The following is an 18826-nucleotide window of genomic DNA, read 5'->3' on the forward strand; positions in this document are numbered from 1 at the left end:
GCAGCGGTCAACCCAGGTGCGGGGCCACCACCAGGCTCAGCTGGCGCAGCGCACCACCACGGGAGAGCCCGTCCCAGTTGCCACGCGCCACGCTGCGGATCTCGGAGGCCTCAACCCACAGCAACCGCATCGACCAATCAGGAAAGAATCGGCCTGAAACCCTGCCACGGCCCAGTTCGATCAGCTCGCGATGGCTGCGGGCACTGAGAATTCGGCTGTACACCACGTTGATGCTGTCTTCCGGTCCCTCGATGTACTGAAGGAAGCGGAGCCCATCGTAAAGAAGCACACCGGTAACGCAGGCTTCGAAGTTGAAGCCGGCGGCGGCCCTGGCGAGGTCGTCCACATGGTCCATGGAAAGCCCCGGTATCGCCTCACTTGCGTAGGCGATCGCGCGGAGGGGCACATTCGTTCCTTCTGGCGCAGGAGGTTTCCTGCACGGCAATGATCGCTGTCCCGTTGTAGGCGGCGATGAGGGCCTTCAGGCGCTGAGGCACCGCCGCCTCTCCTCGGCTGCACACTACGCTAACACCCGTCCCGGACTTCAAGCGGCGTTCGCGTAGGGCTCAACGATTGCGAGCAGCTTCTGCATCGCCTCGGCTTCGTTCTGGCTGGTTACCGCCCGCTGGATGAAACCGCTCCAGTCCGCAAGGGCGATCATCTGCAGCTCGCCCGCGCTGACCGACAGGCAGCGCATTGGCCAGAACGGCAACCGCCGCTGCCCGACACGGCCACGCCCGAGTTCGGTCAGTTCGGTGTGGCTGCGGGCGCCGCTTACGCGGGAGAAGGCAACATCCAGCCCGTCGGCCGGGCCTTCCATGTATTGCAGGAAGCGCTGCCCGTCAAACAACAGGACCCCGGTCACGCCCGCTGATCGATTGAAGCGGGCCGCATCTTCCATCAGTGCAGCCAGGCGTTCCGGCGTGAACCCGGGGACAGCCCGGCTGGCGTAGACAATCGCGCTGTTCGGCATCGGCTGCTCCTACTCTCCCAGCCGATCAATCTAGAGCCGACAGCGTTCACACGCCGTAAACGCGTACAGGGAGCGCGTCACGCATGGGCCCATGTGCACGGGTTTCATGGATTCGGGCTGGATCGGAGATGACTGACGGCGCGACCGCATGCTGCAGTGCGGCAGAACGGCAGAACGGCGGGTCTTTACGCAATGGCCGGCCCGGTCAGCACGGCAGGGGCACCCGCCGCTCCCATCTCCGCCAGATAGGCTGAAAATCCCCCTGCGGCGCGCCCTTCCAGACGCGCACTGGTGAAGACGACGGGAGCACCGGCCCAGCGTATATCCGCGCCGCAGGCCTGCAGCGCCCTCACGATCTGAACGTCTTCCCCGCAGCGCAAGGCAGGAAAACCGCCGACCGCACGATAGAAATGGGCAGAGACACCCAGGTTGGCACCATGGATGCGCCCGTGACCTTCCCCCCACTGCTGCCGCCCCTGGAATACCCTGCGCAGGCGATGTTCGGACGGGCAGCGCGCCGCAATGTCCACCAGTCCGCAGAAGGCGTCACACGGCTGCTCCAGTTGTCCAACCAACCAATCGCCAGGGACCTCGCTATCGGCGTCGGTGCTGGCCAGCCACCTGGCGCCGCACCCCAGCAGCTCGACGGCGGCCGCTGCGCGGGCAATCCCCACGCAGCGTGCATCCAGCCGCACAATGCCGACGCGCTGTTGATGGCAGATGGACGCCGTCGCATCCGAGCAAGCGTCCAGTGCAACCACCACTTCGACCGCTTCGCCGCCCAGGCCCGGGTGCAGGGCCGCCCTTCGGATCGATTGCAGGCAGCGCGCCATGCTGGCTGCCTCGTTGTGCGCGGGGACCAGAACGCCTATCACCGCAGGCCCTCGTTGCGGGCCAGTGACAGCGTGCCGCGCGTCCAGCCCTGCAGCACGAAGTCCGCATCGCGATAGTGGAAGGCTTCGTGCAGGCCGTGGCCCAGGCACCGATGCACGACTTCGGTCCGGCTCACCCGCCCGGGGAACGAGGGCAACCAATGGCACGCGACCAGCAATCCGTCGTCACGAAGTGCTTGATCGATTCCGGCACGCAGCTCGCGAAGAGCGCTCGTCCCCAGGTAGTAGCCCATCTCACCGCAGACGATCAGGTCGAAGCGCCCCGGCGGCCATTGCTCGGGGTGGCTGGCGCAGTGGACCTGCACGTGCGGCAGGTGGGCCAGGTTGCGGCGGGCCCGGAACGCTGCGCGCGGGCTGATGTCGGTGGCCAGCAGGCGCTCACAGCGGGCCGCCAGGGCCTCGGTCAGCACGCCGTTGGAGCACCCCAGCTCCCAGCCACGATTGAACTGGCGCTGGCTCAGGCTGGCCAGCAGCAACGCACGCTTGCGTTCTTCATACCACCGGCTGCGGTAGCCAAAAGGGTCTTCCTGCTCATGCAGTTCATCGAAGTACGGTTGCGCGCTCATGCCAGAAATACCTCGTAATCGCGGAAAAATCGGGCCAGTACATGGGAAGGCAGCACCGGCGGGCTGTTCAGGCCCGGCACGTTGCCCGTCTGCGTCCGGAACCGGGCGATCGCACTTCGTTTCACCGACGCCACTGCGGAAATGTCGACAAGCTGCGGGAACTCCCACGCCATATGCGCGCAGGCCGGATCCAGCCAGTGCCAGCCCCATACCGGGTACTCCAGGCGACGGCAACCCACTGCGCGCGCGGCGCGGCAGGCTGCACGCCCTGCCGCTTCGTGATCGGGATGCCCATCGAAGCGCCAGGGCGCCAGTACCAGATCGCCCGGCTGCAGGTGCTGCTGCAGCCGGTCCTGCAGGCCCTGTTCGTGCTTGCTGACCGCGCCATCGCCGATGCCGAGATGAAACGTCGCGTCGGCTGCAATCCCAAGTTCCGCCAGCGCCGCTGCAAGCTCTGCCCGACGCGCCGACCGCAGGCGGTCCGGTGTCCACCACGGTTCACCCGGATAACACGCTTCACCATCGGTCACGGCAATGACGCCAATCTCCATGCCCTGTGCCGCGGCTTGATGGAGCAGCCCTCCACAGCCAAGGATCTCGTCGTCGGGATGCGGCGCAACGACCACAAGGCGGTGATGGTCGGCGCACAGCGAGCGGGCGGGCGTGGACGGTTGCTGCCAGAGCCAATCGCAGCGCAGCCAGGCCTGTTCCTGAGTTCCCTGTCCTTGCAGGGGTGTGCTGGCTACAGCGCCCATGCGGTCTCCTCGGCTGCCCGCTGCTCACCCAGCCACTGCCAATCGCGATCGGCATGGCACTGCCTGAGGAACACCGTCAGGTCCGCCCAGCGGCGGGCGTGCCCGTCTTCCAGGCACATCGGCGCCGGACCGAGCGCCCGACCTGCAAGGTCCAGGACGCGCGTCGCCGCCCGCTCGACCACGCAGCGCAGCCGCACTACGTCTTCCCGATGTGCCGATTGGGGCGCGTCGTCGATGCGCGCGGCCACTTCGCGAAGCAGCGCCGCAGCCGGCCCCAGGGCAAGGTCCGCTGCACCCAGCAGCCGTGCGCGGTTGCCGTCGCTGCAGGCCGGCCGCATGCGTTCAGCCAGTGCCACCGCTGCGCCAAACCAGACCGCCGCGATACCGGCTCCGCCATGCCAGAAGCCCGGCCGTTGCAGGTAGGCGTCGCGCGGCCCCAGAATCGTCATCGGTGCGCCGTCGAAGCGCACCGTCGTGGACGGAATGCCGGCCATGCCAGCCGCCGGCCAGGGCTCACCCGAAAGCGTGCACCAATGCTCCGCCGCCACATGGCACAGCCACACGCCGTGTGTGTTCCGCACGGTTACCAGTGCCGCATCCACCCACGCGCTGCCTGAACACCAGGGCTTGTCACCATACAGTCCACCGCCGGCGTCGATGCGCAGGGTGTTGGCTGGGCCTTCTGCGGCCCACACCGCCAGCAGCTGCCCCTCAGCAACCATAGGCGCGTTCAGCTCGGCAATGATCGCCAGGGCGTCGTAATGCGCTTCCAGTACCTTGGCCAGGCAGAGGTCCTCTGCCCCCCACGCCGCCAGCGCCCGCCAACGCTGCAGCGTGTGGCCACTTCCGGGCAAAGGCAGTGCGGGCTGCTGGGCGAGAACCTGGCGCGCGCGGTTGAACAGCGAAGAAGGCAACGTCACATCCTGCATGGCCGATCTGCAATGAAGATAGGTCATGAACGTAGGCGCCCTGCGGTCACATCACTGTCTTGGCGGTGTGGCGGCCACATGAATACCCGGCGCAGTGTTCCTCACGCGCTCACCGCTGGCGCTGTTCGCTGGCACGCACGCACTGGCGCAGCTCCCACAGCCAGGGCAACACCACCAGGCCAAGCGCCGGCAGCAGTACGAACCCCCACAGCGCCGGTGCTGCCGGTGCCACATTGACTGCCCATCGAGGTTCGGCCTGCCACGCCACCCCGCCCAGCAGCACCCAGGGAGCGGCGTCGAGCACACTGTGCACGTGCTGCTCGGCCGGGCTGATGCGTCGCCGCCCGTCCGCGCTGACAGTGTCGAGGTAGCCGGCGATTGCGTGCGCGATGACCAGGACTGCCAGCAGCGTGACGAGCAACCACGTGCTTTCCAGCACGAGCCACGCCAGCACGCCGCTGCCGATGAGCAGCAGCTGCAGCCCATGCAGCAGGCTCTCGCGCATCGCGGACGTGTGCGGCAGGTCGGTACGCCGGTGAAAGTGGAAGTCCAGCGCACCGGCGGCCAGCCAGACTGCGTAGACACATGCCATGACAATCCAACTCATGACGGCCTGCTCAGGGAGTCAATACGATCTTGCGGCAGTCGTCGTCCTTGGCATCGAACATCGCATAACCTTGCGCCGCGTCGGCCAGGCGCATCCGGTGCGAGATGATGTCCCCCGGATCCAGCTTTCCTTCCAGGATTGCGTCCAGCAGCTCCGGCATCAGTCCCTGCACGTGAGTCTGCCCCATCTTGAATGTCAGGCCCTTGTCGAACGCATCGCCCAGCAGGAACCCGTGGATGAAACCGGCATAGACACCGGGAATGCTGACCACGCCGCCGCGGCGGGCGGCTGCGATGCACTGACGGATGGCCACGCCGCTGCTGCCTTCCAGTTTCACGGCGGTCAGCGCTGACTCCAGGGCACTGCCCTCGGCCTCGAAACCGACGGCCTCGATGCAGGCATCCACGCCGCGCCCACTGGTCTGGGTCAGGATGTAGTCGGCCGGGTCCTCGATCTCCTTGAAGTCGATCGGCGTCACACCATAGGCACGGCGCGCGTAGTCCAGGCGGTAGCGAAGATGGTCGACCATGAAGATGGTCTCCGCTCCCAGCAGCCGGCAGCAGGCCGCGCTCATCAGCCCAACCGGACCGGCACCGAAGATCGCCACTGTCGAGCCCGGCTTGACCCCTGCGTTCAGCGCGGCCTGATAGCCGGTGGGCAGAATGTCCGACAGGAACAGAACCTGTTCGTCGGCCACGCCTTCCGGGATGCGCAGTGGGCCCACATTCGCCTTGGGCACGCGCACGAATTCGGCCTGTCCGCCTGCCACGCCGCCATACAGATGGCTGTATCCGAACAACGCCGCCGGGGGCAGAAGGCCCTTCTGGTTCAGCGCAGCGCCCTTGCCCGGGTTGGTGGTCTCGCAGGCGGCATACTCGGCCAGCCGGCAGTGGAAGCACTCGCCACAAGCGATCACGAAAGGGATCACCACGCGATCGCCCTGCCTCACCTGGGTTACGCCGCTGCCGACCTCTTCCACCACGCCCATGAATTCGTGCCCCAGCACATCGCCGTCGTGCAGATCGGGAATCTTGCCCCTGTACAGGTGCAGGTCCGAGCCACAGATGGCGGTGGCGGTAACCCTCAGGATCAGGTCGTCCTCAGCTGCCAGCACCGGGTCCGGCACGGTCTCGACGCGCACATCCTTGCGGCCGTGATAGGTCAATGCCTGCATCGTGCTTCTCCAGAAGATCGGAAGGACAGCATTGCAGGGACGTCCTCCTGCCCCGGTGACATCCAGGTGTGCGCAGCGTTCATTCCGCGGCGTCGTGGTGTTAACCCGGCCCGGGGCACGCTGCGAACACCCGCCACAGGAGCTCACCATGAACGACAAGCTGCCTTTCAATCCAACAACAGACGTGGACGATCAATCGAAAGCACACACGCCGGACAAGCGGCGCAATGATCGAGCGAAGTGGAAGGAGCACGACATGCCGGACGACGGCGATGGCCCCAAGGCCGTACCCGAGGACTACGAGCGTCCCGATCCCGATCCGACGGGCAAGCGTTGAGGCCGCCTCACATCCTGGATGCGCCGGGTTCACGCGTCATGGTGCGCTGCCGGCGCAAGCTGCATGCACGGTTTCTGGTCAGGCTGAAAGAGGTGTTGCATGTGGAAACGCAACGGTCTCTCGCTGGTACTGCTCGCACTCACTGTCGTCTTCATTGTCGGGCAGGCAGTTGCGGGACATGACGTGCACAATCAGGAGTTGACGCAGCACGGGCGCGCGGCGATCGACCTCTGGCACTACCTGGCGACCGGGCATTTCGTGAGCGCTACATTCGAGAACTGGGAGAGCGAGTTCCTGCAGATGGGAATGTACGTTCTTCTGACCGTCACCCTGCGCCAGCGTGGCTCGGCCGAATCCCGGCCCCTGGACCCGGCGCAGGAGCAGAACCGCGTCGAGCCGGGCCCTGCGCCGTGGCCGGTTCGTCGCGGCGGCGCATGGAAGGTGCTTTACGGTCACTCGCTTGCGATTGCCTTCGGGCTGTTGTTCCTGCTCAGTTTTGCATTGCATGCATTGGGTAGCTGGCGCGCCGAGCAGGTCGAGCAGCAGCTGCAGGGGTTGCCGGTGCCGGGTTTCCTGGAGCATCTGGGCAGCAGCACGTTCTGGTTCGAATCGATGCAGAACTGGCAGAGTGAGTTTCTTGCGGTGCTGTCCCTGGTTGTACTTACGATCTTCCTGCGGCAGAAGGACTCACCGCAATCCAAGCCGGTCGAAGCTCCGCACGCGCAGACAGGGGATTGAACCATGGGAAATGCTCCGTCAACCGCCTTGCTGATCATCGATATGTTCAGTCGCTTCGACTTCCCAGGCGCGCAGGCGCTGGCGCCAGCAGCGGAGCGGGCGGCCGCACAGATCCGACGCTTGAGAGACCACTTTGATGGCCACGGATGGCCGGTCATCTACGCCAATGACAATTTCTCGGACTGGAAGCGTGACTTCCGCCAACAGGTAGCACAGTGCCAGCGGGATGGAGGACCGGCCGGGCGGATTGCCGACCTCCTCTCTCCCCTGCCCGGTCACTACTTCGTGCTCAAGCCCAAGCATTCGGCGTTCCTGGCCAGCCCGTTGCCGATTCTGCTGGCCAAGCTTGGCGTGCGCAGCCTTTGGCTCAGCGGGATGACGGCCGATTCATGTGTCCTGGCTACCGCGCTGGACGCCAACGCCAGGGAATTCGACGTAGTGGTGGCACGGGAGGCCGTGGCGGGGACGCCGGCGCGGAAACAGCGTGCGATGGCGCTGCTCGCCGATTCGGGTGCAGCCCGGGTCGCACGGCTCGCCTCGCTGGTCCCGGCATGACCGGCCGGAGCGGGCTCAGGCGCGGTCTGCGATTCCCTTTACACCGGCGTGACCGGCGCAATGTGCGCAGCAGAAGATCTGACCGTTTCCTTCAACGCCATGCCCGATGATCGCGCAGTCGCAATGTGCGCAGCGCGGTGCGAACGCATGGATGGCGCACTCGAACGAATCGAAGGTGCCGCTGCGTCCACCCTGCTGGAGGGTGAAGCTCTTGTCGTAGTCATTGCCGCAGACATCACAGGTAGCCATGGGGCACCTCATGCGGAGAAAGGAGGATGCAGTGTCGCGGGCGCGGGTGTCGGCGGTGGTGAATGCATCGTGTCGCCAGCGTGCAGAACACCGATGTGTTCATTACGCAGGCTGCAGCCCGCGTTGCCAACGCCCAGCCCACGCGTCTCAGCGTGCCTTGCCGGGCTCGGCACTGCCACCAGGCGATGTGCCGCGACCACAGGGAAACGCCGCGCGCAGCCCTTCGACAACCAGGGGAGACGCATCCTGTTGCAATCGCTCGCGGGGCAGCTGCCGGAGCTGGGAAGACACCTGATCGACCAGTTCATGCGGAAGGATCCGGCCCTGCCCACACCACTGACCGCGGCTGGCATCGGCGACACCCAGGATATAGCTGCTGGCCCGGGCGCTGGACAGCCCCCGGCAGTGTTCGCCATCGCAGAACCCGTCAGCGCCTTTGCCCTGCAGCAGCGTGATGAGCTCCGCACCACTGACAAACCAGGTGCGTTCCGGTTGCGTTGTGCCTGCCACGGCGGGTCCCACGAGGGCGCCGAGGCACAGTGTCAGGAGCCAACGCATGCGGCGGTGCGTGAGGCGGGCGTGATGTCCTTTCATATCGGGGTCCTGGCTGTCGTTTTTCTGGATTCCACGCGGTGCCGGTCAGAGTTGATCAAGCTGGTTGCGTGGTTGAAACGCCGGGTCGTCCTCAGCTTCCAGCATGGCGTCCACCAAGGCGTCGAAGGGCGCGGCAGCGGTATCCAGGTCCGTGGAAGAAAGGAATCCGGATTCCCCCTGGCCGGCCAGGGCAATCGCGGCAACGGTCTCGCGCTCACCTTCCTCTGCCCAGAGATAGTCGTGGACCAGTGCCACCCCGTGGTCGCCCGCCTTCAGGAAATCGGCCGCGCCCCGTGCCACAGCCAGAAACGCGATGAGATCGTAGAGGCTTTCCGAATACGTCAGCGATCCCGCAACAAAGTGCGTACCAGTGCGGTCATAGGCGGCAACCTGGATATTCTCGGCCTGCGCGGATGCAAGGAAGGCCTTCAATGCGGCGCGATTGTCGGGGTGGCGGGCCAGCAGGGCCTGGCAGTCTATGAGCAGTTCATCCAACGCCTCGTCGCTTGAAGACGCCAGGCATTCACCGTTGCGCAAGCGCCACGGCCCGGCGATGCATCGCCAGTCGGACCATCGGGATGGCGAAGGCAGGGGCGCCGCCAGCCATCTGGAGAGATCTTCGTGGCGCAACTGCAGGCGCAACAGCGCTGAATAAGGCTCTGACAAGGCGATGACCCATCCGGTCTGCGTGTCCAGATGGCTTTTAGCAGACAACGCGCGACCCGCCAACACCCCAGTGCCAGCCTCATGGACTGCGACTGCTACTGCCGCAGACGCGGCGCCGGACTATCGCGCAGCCGTTGACCCTCTCACCACGCATCTTCCCGTCATCACCAGTCTGCGTACCGGCAGATCCGGCATGCGCAGGCGCTCCAGCAGCAGCGACATCGCGGCCCGCCCCATCTCTTCAACCGGCTGCTCGACCACGGTAACCCCGGGTTCGACCAGTTCGGTCCATCGCTCATTGTCGAAGCCTGCCAGCGCCAGCTCTCCTGGAATCGCAAGCCCAGCGCTGCGGGCCGCTTTCAATGCGCCCATGAGCAGCAGGCTGTTGCTGGCGACCAGCGCATCGGGACGCGAAGGACTGGTCAACCACTGCTCGACCGTTGCGATGGCGGCCTCGGCCGTGGGCTCTACCTCGCGGTAGTCCGGTTCCAGCCCGTGCCTACGCATTGCAGCGATATAGCCGTCGCGGCGTTCGGCCGCCGTGGTACTGGTGCTGCCGAACAGGCCACCGATGCGGCAATAGCCGCGCTCGGCCAGGTGTTCGACCAGGCCCGCCATCGCCGCTGCGTTGTCGAGGACCACGCTGTCGATCGAGCCACCGGGTGCGGCACGATCGACCAGGACCGTGGGGTAATCCAGCGTGAGCCGGTCCAGCCGCCCCACCGTGGTCCGGGTGGGCGCAAAAATCAGCCCACTGATGCGTTCCTCGTGCATCAACTGCAGATACAGCGCCTCGCGCTCGGGGTCCTCATCGGTGTTGCAGAGGGTGACGCGAAGGCCTTCCCGGTACGCGACTTCCTCCACGGCGCGGATCAGCGCGGTAAAGAACGGGTTGCGGATATCGGCCACGATCAGGCCGATGATGCCGGTATGCCGGGCGCGCAGGCGTCTTGCCTGCAGGTTGGGGTGATATCCGGTCTGGCGGATCGCCGCCTCCACCCGGCCGCGCACGGCCTCGCTGACCGGGCCGCCGCCGAGCACCCGCGACACGGTGGACTTGGATACCCCCGCCACGCGTGCGACGTCATTGATGCTGATGCTCACTGGTAACGTTCCCGGAATCGAGCGCTTTTCTGGGCCGGACGGCCCTCCAGCACCATGTTAGCGCCAAAGGACTATTGGATTTTTGTGCACTGCACATTGAAATGGCGAGTGGGAACGTTCCCAATACGTCCCAGCCACCCCTTCCGCGGAGCCCCCTTTGTCGCCCCAGACCTTCCCTTCCCCGGCCAGCCGGGAACTGATCCGCCTGGACGCGCGGGCGCAGGACAAGACCGATGCCATTGCCCAGGTCGCGCAGATGCTGGTCGCGGCCGGCTGCGTGGCGCCGGGGTACGAAGCCAGCATGGGGCGGCGCGAAACGCTGGCGAACACCTTCCTTGGACACGGCGTAGCAATCCCGCACGGGCTTGGCGAGGACCGCCATCTGGTGCACCGCGATGGCATCGCCGTGCTGCAGTTGCCGCAAGGCGTGGAATGGAACCCGGGACAGGTCACCCGTCTGGTGGTCGGCATCGCTGCCCAGTCGGATACCCACATCACGGTGCTGCGCCGCTTGACCCGGCTGATCCAGGACGAGTCCACGCTGCAGCGGCTGTTCACCACCACCGAGGCGGATGAGATCATGAACGCGCTGGCCGGCGATGTTGCGATTGCCGCCACCCACGCGCCAGCGGTGGATCTGGCCGAGCGCTTCGAATGGACCATCGCCTACCCCAACGGACTGCACGCCCGTCCTGCCACGCGCTGGGCCGAGACGGCGCGCGGCTTCGCGGCCCGCGCGCAGGTCCGCGCAGGCGATCAGGCGGCCGATGCCAAGAGTCTGGTAGCGCTGCTTCAGCTCGGGCTGCGTGAGGGCGATGCCGTGCGTGTTTCTGCCGAGGGCGCCGATGCCCCCGCGCTGTTGGCTGCGCTGCGCAAGGTCATGGATGGATTGGTCGCACAGGAAAGGGCTGATGCCGAGCGTGCAGCCCAGCACAAGGCAGCAGCCCCTGTCGCCGGGTGGAAACCACCCGAAGCGCAGGCAACGATCATTGGCATCGGCGCCAGCCCCGGATTGGCGATCGGCCCGGTGCATGTGCTGGCCAGCACGCAGGCGGAAGTCGCCGACCGTCCTGCCCCGCTTGGCGAGGGCGGCGCACGCCTGCAGGATGCACTCGGCCGCACCCGCCAGCAGCTGGCCGCCCTGCAGGACGACACACAGCGCCGCCTTGGCGCTTCGGATGCGGCGATCTTCAAGGCGCAGGCCGCGCTGCTCGACGACACCGACCTGATCACCCGCACCTGCCAGCTGATGGTCGAAGGCCATGGTGTGGCGTGGTCATGGCACCAGGCCATCGAGCAGATCGCCTCCGGGCTGGCGGCGCTGGGCAATCCGGTGCTGGCCGGGCGCGCGGCGGACCTGCGTGATGTCGGCCGGCGCGTGCTGGCGCAGCTTGACCCTTCTGCTGAAGGTGGTGGCCTGGCGGATCTGCCGTCGCAACCGTGCATCCTGATCGCCACAGATCTGTCGCCTTCGGATACCGCCAATCTCGACACCGGTCGCGTGCTCGGCCTGGCCACCGCGCAGGGCGGGCCGACCTCGCACACCGCCATCCTCTCGCGCACGCTGGGCCTGCCGGCGCTGGTGGCCGGCGGCGCCGGGCTGTTGGCGATCCAGCCAGGCCGCGAAGCGATCCTGGACGGCAGCAGCGGACGGCTCTACCTGTCCCCCTCCGAAGCCGATCTCGCCTCGGCACGCGAATGGATCGCCGAACAGCAGCAGATCCGCGAGCGCGAAGCCGCGCAACGCGCGCAACCCGCCCAGACCCCCGACGGCCACCGCATCGACATCGGCGCCAACGTCAACCTGCCCGACCAGGTGCCACTGGCACTGGAACAGGGTGCGGAAGGCGTCGGCCTGATGCGCACCGAGTTCCTGTTCCTCGAACGTGGCAGTACGCCCAGCGAGGAGGGGCAGTACACCACCTACCTGGCGATGGCCAAGGCACTCAACGGCCGCCCGCTGATCGTGCGCGCGCTCGACATCGGCGGCGACAAGCAGGTGGCGCACCTGGAACTGCCACGCGAGGAGAACCCGTTCCTCGGCGTGCGCGGCGCGCGCCTGCTGCTGCGCCGCCCTGACCTGCTGGAGCCGCAACTGCGTGCGCTGTATCGCGCCGCCAAGGACGGTGCACGCCTGTCCATCATGTTCCCGATGATCACGTCGGTGACCGAGCTGGTCGCACTGCGCGCCATCTGTGAGCGCCTGCGTGCCGAGCTGGAGGCGCCGGTGGTGCCGATCGGCATCATGATCGAAGTGCCGGCTGCCGCCGCTCAGAGCGACGTACTGGCGCGCCATGCCGACTTCTTCTCGATCGGCACCAATGATCTGACCCAGTACGTGCTGGCGATCGACCGCCAGAACCCGGAACTCGCCGCCGAGGCCGACAGCCTGCATCCGGCGGTGCTACGCGCGGTCCGCGCCACGGTTGAAGGCGCACGGCTGCATGGGCGCTGGGTCGGCGTCTGTGGCGGCCTGGCCGGCGACCCCTTCGGCGCCATGTTGCTGGCTGGCCTGGGCGTGGACGAACTGTCGATGACTCCGAACGACATCCCGGCGGTGAAGGCGCGCCTGCGTGGCACCGCGATGACCGAACTGCAAGCGCTGGCGAGCACCGCACTGGGGTGCGAAACCGCCGAGCAGGTGCGCGGCCTCGATGGAGCGCGCGCATGACTGCCCGCGCCGTCACCGTGACCCTGAACCCGGCCATCGACCAGACCGTGCGCCTGGCCCGCCTGCAGCCAGGCCGCGTGCATCGGGCCGGCAGCTCCCGCGACGACGCAGGCGGCAAGGGCATCAACGTGGCGGCCTGCCTGGCCGACTGGGGCGTGCCGATCACCGCGCTGGGTGTGCTGGGCGACGGCAACGACGGCGTGTTCCGCACGCTGTTCCGCGAGCGGGGCATCATTGACGGCTGCCTGCGCGTTCCGGGCCATACCCGCACCAACATCAAGCTGGTCGAAGAGGCCAACGGCGAAACGACGGACATCAACCTGCCGGGCCTGGCCGTGGACGCTGCCGATCTGAACGCGGTGTCGCGCCAGCTCGGCGCCCTGCTCGCGCCCGGCCTGCCGGTCGTGCTGTCCGGCAGCCTGCCGCACGGACTGCCGGCCGATGCATGGGCGCGGTTGCAGGCGCAGGCCGGAACGGCCGGTGCGCGCGTGCTGCTGGACACCAGCGGCGATGCGCTTGCAGCTGCGCTGGACGGCGCGCGGGGCGCGCTGCCCTACGCCATCAAGCCCAACCGCCACGAACTGGAGGCCTGGACCGGCACGTCGCTGCCGGATCGCAGCGCACTGCGCGCTGCAGGCCAGGCCTTGGTCGAACGCGGTGTCGCACTCGTTGCCATCTCCATGGGGACCGACGGCGCGCTGTTCATTGATCGCGCCGGCGCCCTGGTCGCGCGACCGCCGCGTCTGGCCCAGGGCAGCACGGTGGGCGCCGGTGATGCCATGGTCGCCGGCATCGCCGCCGCGCTGTTGGAGCGCTCCCTCGACCTCGCCGCCTGTGCACGACTGGCCACGGCGTTCTCGATGAGCCGGCTGGATAGCGGAGACGCGCGGCGGCTCGATCCGGCGCAGGTGCGCGCCGGGGCCGGCGATGTACTGATCGAGCGGTTGGATTGAAACACCTGCCGGAGGAGCAGCGGTTGGCTTCGGGCCACCCGCGATGCCTCCGGCAAGGACGAACCCGAAGCATTCCAGGAGTTCCCATGCACGCTTCCACCGTAGTCATCGCCGCTGGCGAACGCAGCATCGAGGCGGTACTTGCCGCCGAGGCTCTGCGTCGCGCGGCCCGCCAGCGCGGGCTTGAGCTGATGATCGAAATCCGCAGCGACCAGGGCGTGACCGGCGCGCTGCCCGCCTCGGACGCCGCCTCCCCGACCCAGCTGCTGCTGGTGGGCGATGGCGAGGCAGACATCGCACGCTTCGGCAATGCCCGGATCGTGCATGCCAGCCTGGGCGAGGTATTGGACGATCCGGTCGCCGCGCTTGCACCGCTCGCAGCTGCGCCGGCCAGTGCCCCCGCCACCGGGGCTGGCAAGCGCATCGTTGCCGTCACCTCCTGCCCCACCGGCATCGCTCACACCTTCATGGCAGCAGAAGGCCTGCAACAGGCTGCCAAAGCGCTGGGCCATGCGATCCGGGTTGAAACACAGGGCTCGGTCGGCGCGCAGGATGCGTTGAGCAATGCGGAAATCGCCGCTGCCGATGTGGTGCTGATCGCCGCCGACCGCGAAGTCGATCTTTCGCGTTTCGCAGGCAAGCGCCTGTTCAAGAGTGGTACCAAGCCGGCGATCAATGACGGCCAGAACCTGATCCGCAAGGCGCTGGCCGAGGCCGGCGTGCACGCGGGGACAGCGGCTTCGGGCCGTACCGCAGAAAGGAACAAGAGCACCGGTCCTTACAAGCACCTGATGACCGGCGTGTCGTTCATGCTGCCGTTCGTGACAGCCGGCGGCCTGTTGATCGCCCTGGCGTTCGCACTCGGCGGCATCTATGCCTTCGACGACGCACACAAGGGGACGCTGGCCTGGTCGCTGTTCCAGATCGGCGCCAAGTCCGGTTTCATGCTGATGGTGCCGGCGCTGGCCGGCTACATCGCCTACTCCATCGCCGACCGCCCCGGCATCGCGCCCGGCATGATCGGCGGGCTGGTTGCGGTCAACATGGACGCAGGTTTCATCGGCGGCATCCTGGCGGGCTTCATCGCCGGCTATGGCGTGCACTGGATCAACCGTGCGCTGCGCCTGCCGCGCAGCCTGGAAGGCCTCAAGCCGGTGCTGATCCTGCCGGTGCTGGGCACGCTGCTGGTCGGCCTGCTGATGATGTACGTGATCGGCACGCCGGTGGCCGCACTGCTGGCCTGGCTGACCGACTGGCTGCGCGGCATGGAGGGCAGCAGCGCGATCCTGCTCGGTTTGCTGCTGGGCGGCATGATGGCCGTTGACATGGGTGGACCGGTAAACAAGGCGTCCTACGCCTTCTCCACCGCCCTGATTTCCAGCCAGGTCTACACGCCGATGGCGGCGACCATGATCGGCGGCATGACGCCACCGCTGGGCATCGCGCTGGCGACGTGGTTGTTCAGCAACCGCTTCACTGCCGAGGAGCGCGGCACTGCCGGTGCCGCCGGCGTGCTCGGCCTGAGCTTCGTGACCGAGGGGGCTATTCCCTACGCGGCACGCGATCCGCTGCGCACCATTCCTGCGCTGATCCTCGGCTCGGCCGTGGCCGGTGCGATCTCGATGGCCGCAGGCGTCGAGTTGAAGGTGCCGCACGGCGGTGTGTTCGTGCTGCCGATCCCGAACGCGGTCACCCATCTTGGTGTCTACCTGCTGGCGCTGTTGGCCGGCGTGGCGGTCACCGCGATTGCACTGCGCATCCTCAAGAAGCCGGTCACAGCCCCCACCCTGTAAAAGGAACCCCGCCCATGACCTGCCCTTCCTGCCGCCTGGTGCCGGTAGCGATCCTGCTGACCCTGCCCTCACTGGCCGTAGCTGCCAACGCGAGTGATGTCTTCACTCCCAAACTGGCTTACACCGGCGAGGCGGCCGCCACGCTCGATGGTGGCAAGCGCAGCGGCACCGCTTACGCCGGCCAGCTGATGTTCGGCGCCGATGTTGACCTCGACGCTGCGTTCGGCTGGCGGGGGGCCACGATCAAGGCCTATGGCATCAATCGCCACGGCACCAACCTCGCCAACAGCAGCACCGGCAACAGCACCTCGGTGCAGGAAATCTACGGCGGCCAGGGGACCCGCCTGGCCAACCTGACCCTGGAACAGAAGCTGTTCAACGACCGGCTGGTGCTGGAGGCCGGTCGCAGCGTCGCCAACATCCACCACCTCGGGTCGGAGCTGTGCCAGTACTTCCAGGGCAACTCGGCGTGCGGCAACCCGACCTACGTTTTCCGCACCAGCAACTTCACCTGGTGGCCGGTGTCGAGCTGGATGGCCGACGCCACGGCCTGGGTGACGCCCGATGTCTATGTCCGCATCGGTGCCTACCAAGTCGATCCCAGCCAGGCCGAGGATGGCCAGCATGGCCTGAAGTGGAATACGAACCAGGCCACCGGCTGGATCGTGCCCTACACGATCGGCTGGCGCAGCCCGGCTTCGGCACGACTGAAAGCCCGCTACGAACTCGGTGGCTGGCAGGACAACTCGACCTATCGCGATCCGCTGCGCGATGCCAACGGCATTCCCGCGCTGCTCAGTGGCCAGGAGTACGCGGCACGCCACGGTCGCTCCGGTGCGTTCGCGCGCTTCGAGCAGCAGCTTACCGGCGATGGCAATGGCCGCGGCCTGACCCTTTTCGGCGCCGCGCTCAAGGGTACCTCCGGGCAGCTGATCGAGGATCACTTCCTGCAGGCCGGGCTTGTGCAGAAGGGCACGTTCGCCCGCCGGCCGCAGGACAGCATCGGCTTCGTCGTCACCCGGCAGAAGTACAGCGGCATCGCGCTGGAGAACCTCCGCCTGGCCCGCGCTGCCGCCGGCGGCAGCGGCACCCCGCACGGAAGCCAGGTGATGATGGAGCTGAGCTATGGCATCCAGCTCACCCCGCAGCTCAGGATTGCACCGAACCTGCACTACATCGTGCATCCGGACCCGTTCAACGAACCTGCGCGGCAGCGGGACCTGCCGAATGCACTGATCGCGGGCATGCGGGTTGACTGGAACCTGTAGCAGATGGCACGTGTCGGTCAGGCGCAGCCCGTGTCAGGCACCAGGGTCCACAACCGGTCCAGGCGGCGTACCGATACTCCGGAACCAGGGCGATTGCGGGCCCTGGCCGGGCTTCAGCTGCTGTCCGCCACCCACGCCAGTTCGAACGTCAACGCGAGGCGCTGGCCAGGCTCCAGCCGGTGCGGTGCCAGCGTGAAGCCGTCCGGCGGGCCACTCTGCGGTTCGACACAGGTGGCGTGCGGCGCAGCGTCGTAGACCACCCAGTGGTCGTGGTCCGACCTCAGCCGCAGGCGTTGGCCTTCGCGTACCAGCGTGATGTCACCGTCGGCAACGAAGCAGTCATCCCAGGGGCCGGTGGTGGGCTCCACGTGGGGCAGCGTGGCAATACCTTCCCTGTCCCGCGGATACATCGCGCGAGGATTGAACAGCAACCGGTCCGGCTTCCTGAACCAGGGGTGCCAGCCCAGCACCGCCGGCATCGCCTGCTCGCCGGCCTGGACCGAAAGGCGCAGCTGCAGGGTGTGCCCCTGCAACCGCAGTTCCAGCATGGCAATGCCACCGAAGGGCCAGTAGCTGTCGCGCGGCAGCTGCAGCGACACCTCGGCTGCGGCCGCATCCAGCCGGTCGATCTGCCAGGGTCGCGAGAAGCCGACCCCATGGATGGCATGCCCGTCGAAGTTGAGCGGCAGCCGATGCGGCATGCCGTCAAAACGGAACTGTCCACGGCGGATGCGCCCGGCCCACGGCACCATCGGGTAGCAGCCCCAGGCGATCGCCGCCGCCCCGGTCTCCTGCGCGTCCACCAGCCATTCCACGCCCCGGTAACGTAGGTGCGCGATGCGCCCGCCCGCCGCTGCGGCGAGCGCAACCTCCAGTTCGCCGCATCTCAGCCAGTGCAGCTGACCGGTCGGCAGCGGGGCCAGCGCATCATCCCTCGGCAACATGTGCTCAGGCCCCATAGGGATTGATCGTGCGGATGCTTCCGTCCGGCTCCATGTGCAGCGGCGTGCACTTGGCTGAGCGCAGGTGGGTAATGCCGCCGGACATCAGCGCATCGTGATAGAACAGGTACCACTGGCCCTGGAACTGGCAGATGGAGTGGTGGGTGGTCCAACCGACCACGGGGGTGAGGATCACGCCAGCATAGGTGAACGGCCCGTACGGGCTGTCACCCACGGCGTAGCACAGCTGGTGGGTGTTGCCAGTGGAGTACGACAGGTAGTAGCGACCCTGGTACCTGTGCAGCCACGGGCCTTCGAAGAAACGGCGCGCATGGTCGTCCGCACGCAGCGGCTGGCCATGCTCATCCAGGATCTGCACTTCGCGGGTGGGTTCGGCCAGCTCGGTCATTCCAGCATCCAGGCGGCCCACGCGCGGCCCCAGGGCCGGCGCGCCGCCCTCGGGTTCCTCGTGCGCTTCGCTGTACTGGTTGTCACGATACTTCTGCAGCTGCCCGCCCCAGATGCCACCGAAGTACAGGTAGTGGCTGCCATCGTCGTCTTCGAACACGGCCGGGTCGATCGAGTACGCGCCCTTGATCGGCTCCGGCTGGGGTACGAACGGGCCCTCCGGTCGCGCACCGATTGCCACGCCGATGCGGAACCGGCCCTCGGCGTCCTTGGCCGGGAAGTACAGGTAGTAGCGGCCATCGCGACAGGCGGCATCGGGAGCCCACATCTGTTTCCGCGCCCACGGCACGTCGCGCACGTGCAACGCCATGCCGCAATCCACGGCCGCGCTATCGGGCGTATCCATCTTCAGCACATGGTAATCCTGCATGCCGAAGTGGCCGCCTTCATCGTCGAATGGCTGGCCACCGTCGATGTCGTGCGACGGATAGATGTACAGGCGCCCCTCGAATACGTGCGCCGAAGGGTCGGCGGTGTAGATGTGGGTCACCAGCGGTTGCGAAATGGCGTGTGCGCTGAGCTGCGCGAGACGGGCTTCGCTGGCCTGGCCGTCTTCACCGGCAGAGAGGTCGATCATGGTTGTCATCTTGGC

Annotated in this window: 21 protein-coding genes; 7 read left to right on the top strand and 14 right to left on the bottom strand. The window is 67.1% G+C overall.

All coding sequences use genetic code 11. The features are described 5' to 3' along the window. Positions 1 to 7 precede the first annotated feature (7 nt). The 8 genes from AC5P8U_RS08795 to AC5P8U_RS08830 all read right to left on the bottom strand — a co-directional run bounded on the left by AC5P8U_RS08795 (position 8) and on the right by AC5P8U_RS08830 (position 5897). Positions 8 to 406 carry a BLUF domain-containing protein gene (locus AC5P8U_RS08795; RefSeq protein WP_072167058.1) on the bottom strand — a complete coding sequence of 133 codons (399 nt, stop codon included), beginning with the start codon at positions 404 to 406 and terminating at the stop codon, positions 8 to 10. A gap of 138 nt (positions 407 to 544) precedes the next feature. Beyond that, positions 545 to 973 (bottom strand): BLUF domain-containing protein, encoded by a 429-nt coding sequence (locus AC5P8U_RS08800; protein ID WP_447900059.1) that lies wholly within the window; start codon positions 971 to 973, stop codon positions 545 to 547. 185 nt (positions 974 to 1158) lie between these two features. Continuing rightward, positions 1159 to 1848, bottom strand: a complete 690-nt coding sequence (locus AC5P8U_RS08805) for a glycosyltransferase family 2 protein (protein ID WP_495214096.1) — start codon at positions 1846 to 1848, stop codon at positions 1159 to 1161. Beyond that, a complete protein-coding gene (locus tag AC5P8U_RS08810) occupies positions 1845 to 2432 on the bottom strand; it encodes a class I SAM-dependent DNA methyltransferase (protein ID WP_065196295.1) in 588 nt (195 codons plus the stop codon). Before AC5P8U_RS08810 ends, AC5P8U_RS08805 begins: the two co-directional genes overlap by 4 nt. Beyond that, positions 2429 to 3187 carry a PIG-L deacetylase family protein gene (locus AC5P8U_RS08815; protein WP_088497170.1) on the bottom strand — a complete coding sequence of 253 codons (759 nt, stop codon included), beginning with the start codon at positions 3185 to 3187 and terminating at the stop codon, positions 2429 to 2431. Before AC5P8U_RS08815 ends, AC5P8U_RS08810 begins: the two co-directional genes overlap by 4 nt. Further along, positions 3175 to 4116: an acyl-CoA dehydrogenase gene (locus AC5P8U_RS08820; RefSeq protein ID WP_188241008.1), complete on the bottom strand. Its 942-nt coding sequence runs from the start codon at positions 4114 to 4116 to the stop codon at positions 3175 to 3177. The genes AC5P8U_RS08815 and AC5P8U_RS08820 overlap by 13 nt, the downstream gene beginning before the upstream one ends. Before the next feature lie 109 nt (positions 4117 to 4225). After that, positions 4226 to 4723 (bottom strand): hypothetical protein, encoded by a 498-nt coding sequence (locus tag AC5P8U_RS08825; protein ID WP_072167064.1) that lies wholly within the window; start codon positions 4721 to 4723, stop codon positions 4226 to 4228. Positions 4724 to 4733: 10 nt separating this feature from the next. After that, on the bottom strand, positions 4734 to 5897 hold the full coding sequence (locus AC5P8U_RS08830) for a zinc-dependent alcohol dehydrogenase (RefSeq protein ID WP_495214097.1): 1164 nt from the start codon (positions 5895 to 5897) through the stop codon (positions 4734 to 4736). A gap of 148 nt (positions 5898 to 6045) precedes the next feature. On the opposite strand from AC5P8U_RS08830, the gene AC5P8U_RS08835 reads away from it, so the two are divergent. From AC5P8U_RS08835 to AC5P8U_RS08845, 3 genes are all read left to right on the top strand, one after another. Next, positions 6046 to 6234 (top strand): hypothetical protein, encoded by a 189-nt coding sequence (locus AC5P8U_RS08835; protein WP_005409707.1) that lies wholly within the window; start codon positions 6046 to 6048, stop codon positions 6232 to 6234. Between the two features lie 99 nt (positions 6235 to 6333). Next, positions 6334 to 6972, top strand: coding sequence for a DUF6766 family protein (locus AC5P8U_RS08840; protein WP_227836715.1), 639 nt, complete (start codon positions 6334 to 6336; stop codon positions 6970 to 6972). A gap of 3 nt (positions 6973 to 6975) precedes the next feature. Next, a complete protein-coding gene (locus AC5P8U_RS08845) occupies positions 6976 to 7527 on the top strand; it encodes a cysteine hydrolase family protein (protein ID WP_005416582.1) in 552 nt (183 codons plus the stop codon). A gap of 15 nt (positions 7528 to 7542) precedes the next feature. On the opposite strand, the gene AC5P8U_RS08850 is transcribed toward AC5P8U_RS08845, so the two are convergent. From AC5P8U_RS08850 to AC5P8U_RS08865, 4 genes are all read right to left on the bottom strand, one after another. Further along, the gene (locus AC5P8U_RS08850) at positions 7543 to 7776 is read right to left on the bottom strand and encodes a metallothionein (RefSeq protein WP_111007731.1); all 234 of its coding nucleotides are present in this window, start codon (positions 7774 to 7776) and stop codon (positions 7543 to 7545) included. Between the two features lie 147 nt (positions 7777 to 7923). Beyond that, positions 7924 to 8370: a Rap1a/Tai family immunity protein gene (locus AC5P8U_RS08855; RefSeq protein WP_495214098.1), complete on the bottom strand. Its 447-nt coding sequence runs from the start codon at positions 8368 to 8370 to the stop codon at positions 7924 to 7926. A gap of 45 nt (positions 8371 to 8415) precedes the next feature. Further along, complete coding sequence (locus AC5P8U_RS08860) at positions 8416 to 9102, bottom strand: hypothetical protein (protein WP_227836717.1); 687 nt, start codon at positions 9100 to 9102, stop codon at positions 8416 to 8418. A gap of 54 nt (positions 9103 to 9156) precedes the next feature. Continuing rightward, positions 9157 to 10140, bottom strand: a complete 984-nt coding sequence (locus AC5P8U_RS08865; RefSeq protein ID WP_495214099.1) for a LacI family DNA-binding transcriptional regulator — start codon at positions 10138 to 10140, stop codon at positions 9157 to 9159. A gap of 157 nt (positions 10141 to 10297) precedes the next feature. On the opposite strand from AC5P8U_RS08865, the gene ptsP reads away from it, so the two are divergent. The 4 genes from ptsP to AC5P8U_RS08885 all read left to right on the top strand — a co-directional run bounded on the left by ptsP (position 10298) and on the right by AC5P8U_RS08885 (position 16825). After that, positions 10298 to 12811, top strand: coding sequence for a phosphoenolpyruvate--protein phosphotransferase (ptsP, locus tag AC5P8U_RS08870; protein WP_495214100.1), 2514 nt, complete (start codon positions 10298 to 10300; stop codon positions 12809 to 12811). Further along, positions 12808 to 13764, top strand: a complete 957-nt coding sequence (locus AC5P8U_RS08875; protein ID WP_088497163.1) for a 1-phosphofructokinase family hexose kinase — start codon at positions 12808 to 12810, stop codon at positions 13762 to 13764. The genes ptsP and AC5P8U_RS08875 overlap by 4 nt, the downstream gene beginning before the upstream one ends. A gap of 86 nt (positions 13765 to 13850) precedes the next feature. Beyond that, positions 13851 to 15557 carry a PTS fructose transporter subunit IIC gene (locus AC5P8U_RS08880; protein WP_334271194.1) on the top strand — a complete coding sequence of 569 codons (1707 nt, stop codon included), beginning with the start codon at positions 13851 to 13853 and terminating at the stop codon, positions 15555 to 15557. Positions 15558 to 15571: 14 nt separating this feature from the next. Continuing rightward, a complete protein-coding gene (locus AC5P8U_RS08885) occupies positions 15572 to 16825 on the top strand; it encodes a carbohydrate porin (RefSeq protein ID WP_072167072.1) in 1254 nt (417 codons plus the stop codon). Positions 16826 to 16938: 113 nt separating this feature from the next. On the opposite strand, the gene AC5P8U_RS08890 is transcribed toward AC5P8U_RS08885, so the two are convergent. Then, entirely contained in the window at positions 16939 to 17784 is an 846-nt protein-coding gene (locus AC5P8U_RS08890) for an aldose epimerase family protein (protein WP_447897494.1), read from the bottom strand. Then, on the bottom strand, positions 17774 to 18811 hold the full coding sequence (locus AC5P8U_RS08895) for a glycoside hydrolase family 43 protein (protein ID WP_088497159.1): 1038 nt from the start codon (positions 18809 to 18811) through the stop codon (positions 17774 to 17776). The genes AC5P8U_RS08890 and AC5P8U_RS08895 overlap by 11 nt, the downstream gene beginning before the upstream one ends. Positions 18812 to 18826 lie beyond the last annotated feature (15 nt).

This window comes from Stenotrophomonas sp. YJH_SMC_81 (assembly GCF_059370875.1).

What these genes read in the sequence shown, in the direction of transcription:
- AC5P8U_RS08800 (WP_447900059.1), bottom strand. Translation starts at nt 973, where the DNA reads ATGCCGAACAGCGCGATTGTCTACGCCAGCCGGGCTGTCCCCGGGTTC.
- AC5P8U_RS08810 (WP_065196295.1), bottom strand. Translation starts at nt 2,432, where the DNA reads ATGAGCGCGCAACCGTACTTCGATGAACTGCATGAGCAGGAAGACCCT.
- AC5P8U_RS08815 (WP_088497170.1), bottom strand. Translation starts at nt 3,187, where the DNA reads ATGGGCGCTGTAGCCAGCACACCCCTGCAAGGACAGGGAACTCAGGAA.
- AC5P8U_RS08820 (WP_188241008.1), bottom strand. Translation starts at nt 4,116, where the DNA reads ATGCAGGATGTGACGTTGCCTTCTTCGCTGTTCAACCGCGCGCGCCAG.
- AC5P8U_RS08825 (WP_072167064.1), bottom strand. Translation starts at nt 4,723, where the DNA reads ATGAGTTGGATTGTCATGGCATGTGTCTACGCAGTCTGGCTGGCCGCC.
- AC5P8U_RS08830 (WP_495214097.1), bottom strand. Translation starts at nt 5,897, where the DNA reads ATGCAGGCATTGACCTATCACGGCCGCAAGGATGTGCGCGTCGAGACC.
- AC5P8U_RS08835 (WP_005409707.1), top strand. Translation starts at nt 6,046, where the DNA reads ATGAACGACAAGCTGCCTTTCAATCCAACAACAGACGTGGACGATCAA.
- AC5P8U_RS08840 (WP_227836715.1), top strand. Translation starts at nt 6,334, where the DNA reads ATGTGGAAACGCAACGGTCTCTCGCTGGTACTGCTCGCACTCACTGTC.
- AC5P8U_RS08845 (WP_005416582.1), top strand. Translation starts at nt 6,976, where the DNA reads ATGGGAAATGCTCCGTCAACCGCCTTGCTGATCATCGATATGTTCAGT.
- AC5P8U_RS08850 (WP_111007731.1), bottom strand. Translation starts at nt 7,776, where the DNA reads ATGGCTACCTGTGATGTCTGCGGCAATGACTACGACAAGAGCTTCACC.
- AC5P8U_RS08855 (WP_495214098.1), bottom strand. Translation starts at nt 8,370, where the DNA reads ATGAAAGGACATCACGCCCGCCTCACGCACCGCCGCATGCGTTGGCTC.
- AC5P8U_RS08875 (WP_088497163.1), top strand. Translation starts at nt 12,808, where the DNA reads ATGACTGCCCGCGCCGTCACCGTGACCCTGAACCCGGCCATCGACCAG.
- AC5P8U_RS08880 (WP_334271194.1), top strand. Translation starts at nt 13,851, where the DNA reads ATGCACGCTTCCACCGTAGTCATCGCCGCTGGCGAACGCAGCATCGAG.
- AC5P8U_RS08885 (WP_072167072.1), top strand. Translation starts at nt 15,572, where the DNA reads ATGACCTGCCCTTCCTGCCGCCTGGTGCCGGTAGCGATCCTGCTGACC.
- AC5P8U_RS08890 (WP_447897494.1), bottom strand. Translation starts at nt 17,784, where the DNA reads ATGGGGCCTGAGCACATGTTGCCGAGGGATGATGCGCTGGCCCCGCTG.
- AC5P8U_RS08895 (WP_088497159.1), bottom strand. Translation starts at nt 18,811, where the DNA reads ATGATCGACCTCTCTGCCGGTGAAGACGGCCAGGCCAGCGAAGCCCGT.